Here is a 571-nt window from a genome sequence, read left to right as displayed (position 1 = left end):
GGCTGTTCTTGGCACAATCCTGTTGCGGGTGCAGCGCGCCGAGAGCAGCACGCCCATCCCTTTCGGTCCCTACTTGGCGATCGCCGGCTGGATCGCGTTGCTTTGGGGTGGCTGGATTACCGAGAGCTATCTCCATTTCGTGCGCTTCTAAGTCGGACATTGCTGAGTCGAAAGCCGTTCCGCCGACATGTACTCTTAACGAAAGACGTTCTGGGCTTGCGCTTCGCAGGCTGAGTAGTTACTACTGCGCGTCCTGTTTTTAGTCTGGGTGTGGTTGCGATGGAGCCCTGGATTCTCGGGTTGACTGGCGGCATTGGTAGTGGCAAGACCGCGGTGCTGGATCGCTTCGCCAGTCTGGGTGTACATGTCGTCGATGCCGATCAGGCGGCGCGCTGGGTGGTCGAGCCCGGCCGGCCGGCGTTGCTGCAGATTGCCGAGCGCTTCGGCTCAGGCATCTTGCTCGCGGACGGCGCTCTGGATCGAAAAGGGCTGCGTGAGCGTATATTCGATAACCCGGCCGACAGGCAGTGGCTGGAACAGCTGCTGCATCCTCTGATTCGTGCTGAGATCG

General features: G+C 60.4%; 1 protein-coding gene. It reads left to right on the top strand.

The window, feature by feature from the left end:
• Positions 1-279 precede the first annotated feature (279 nt).
• On the top strand, positions 280-571 hold a 292-nt coding region (coaE, locus tag CXQ97_RS21140; RefSeq protein ID WP_104182383.1), incomplete at its 3' end, for a dephospho-CoA kinase.

It is taken from the genome of Arthrobacter sp. B0490 (assembly GCF_002929355.1).
Taxonomy (GTDB): domain Bacteria; phylum Actinomycetota; class Actinomycetes; order Actinomycetales; family Micrococcaceae; genus Arthrobacter_D.
The sequence above is the reverse complement of the archived record's forward strand: the minus strand, read 5'-3'. Positions and strand labels throughout refer to the sequence as shown.